Origin of the sequence: Pedobacter agri PB92 (assembly GCF_000258495.1) — a bacterium.
Classification (GTDB): Bacteria; Bacteroidota; Bacteroidia; order Sphingobacteriales; family Sphingobacteriaceae; genus Pedobacter; species Pedobacter agri.
On sequence record NZ_AJLG01000323.1, the window covers coordinates 1 to 1,576 of the forward strand.

A 1,576-nucleotide genomic window follows, 5' to 3' on the forward strand; every position below is an offset into this window, starting at 1 on the left:
TATCCCTTGGGCGGTATGCCCGTGCAGGCAGAATTGTTGTTCCATAATGGTCAGCGAAATCCGCAAAGGTCTCGTTCAGTGTTGGCTCGTATTTGTTGCTCTTGGTTACCGCCGCCCTGAGATTATCAGGAACAATTGCCGCTGAGACCCCTCCAATATAATGGAAAGTATTCTCACACGCAGATATAAAGTCTTCCTTCTGCTGGGTAAGTACCGCCTCCACATAGGTAAGCTGGCTGGCACCGAGAATGGCTACGAATATCTCGACATCGACCACCTCACCGGTTTCCCGGTCTACAATGGAGAGTTTCTGTCCGGCAAAATCAACAAAGAGTTTATCGCCTGCTTTGTGATCAAGGTGCATTACCGGGTTCACACGTGACTTCCACTGGTTATAATAGAAGCAGAACTGCGTATAGTGAAAGCCATTGGGAAATTCCTTTAAATAAGCCTCCCATAGCATTATACGGGTTACCCCGGTACGTTTAAGTTCTTTATCAATGCCAGGGAAACAACGCTGTAAGGTTAGCAGACGACTATCAGGTGCCCGTTTCCGGCTCTTCCCAAAAAAATCTTCAAGTTCTTTGTCGTTAAGTGAATTAATCTGTTCAAATGTACAGCCGGATGAATCAAATGCACTGAAGTATCTTTTGGCTGTATTGCGAGAAACACCGACCTGAGTCGCTATGGAAAGCTTGCTTCGCCCTTGGCTGTACATTCTGAGAATCTGTCTTATCTTGCTCATGCTAATAGTCGTATTTGCCATCTTCGGGAATTATATATCTCCCAAAAATAGACCGTAGCCATAGCATTTGCTGATCGTTCGGACTGGTCAGTTTGGTCCGAAATCCAATGGTCAGTTTCCCGCGGAACGGGTGGTCAGTTTAAACCGAAATAGGGTGGTCAATTTCAGCGAAATCTCCACCAGTATGACTCGTCCTGATTTTACTTGTCGTTTTTGAGTTATAATACTACAATTAGTTTACATCTTCTAGGTGATAATACTGGAATTAGTTTACACCACTTTTGTGTAAATTCTGATATTACTTTACAAGTGTACAATTTGTAATTTATTAATAAAAGAATTGCTGTGGGTTTTTTCTAATTGTATTTCAGACGGTCTCCTGCGACTCCTCTTGCATGCCCTTTCTTTTATAAGGATAGTGTTTCCAACGCTTGCTTATTTCACCAGACATATCATGGGCTTTGCTAGGCGTAAGATAGTCCAGACTACCGTGAGGCCTTTTATCGTTATAGTTTTTGATAATGATTTCAATGCTCTTTTTAGCTTCTTTATGATCCTTATATATCTTTTTTGGGAAGAACTCATTTTTCACTATTCCATTAACACGTTCGGCTAAAGCATTATCATAGGGACTACCACTTTCAGTCATACTTATTGCAATTCTGTCCCTGTTAAGAAGCTCAGTATAGCTTTTAGAACAATATTGTATCCCCCGGTCCGAATGATGAACCAATATGAACGGTGAGTCTTTTTTCCTCCCGTTGATAGCCATCTCCAGAGCGATAATACAGCCGGTAGCTTCAAGGTTCGGATGGAGTGCAAACCCTACAA

The 1,576-nt window shown here is 42.3% G+C and carries 2 protein-coding genes; both read right to left on the reverse strand.

Features of this window, described 5'->3' with window-relative positions; genetic code table 11:
* Positions 1-766, reverse strand: a 766-nt coding sequence (gene istA / locus ON09_RS23635; RefSeq protein ID WP_039843149.1) for an IS21 family transposase, incomplete at its 3' end; no start/stop codon positions are given.
* 346 nt (positions 767-1,112) lie between these two features.
* Positions 1,113-1,576: integrase core domain-containing protein (locus tag ON09_RS23640; protein WP_010603544.1), on the reverse strand; the 464-nt coding region annotated here is incomplete at its 5' end.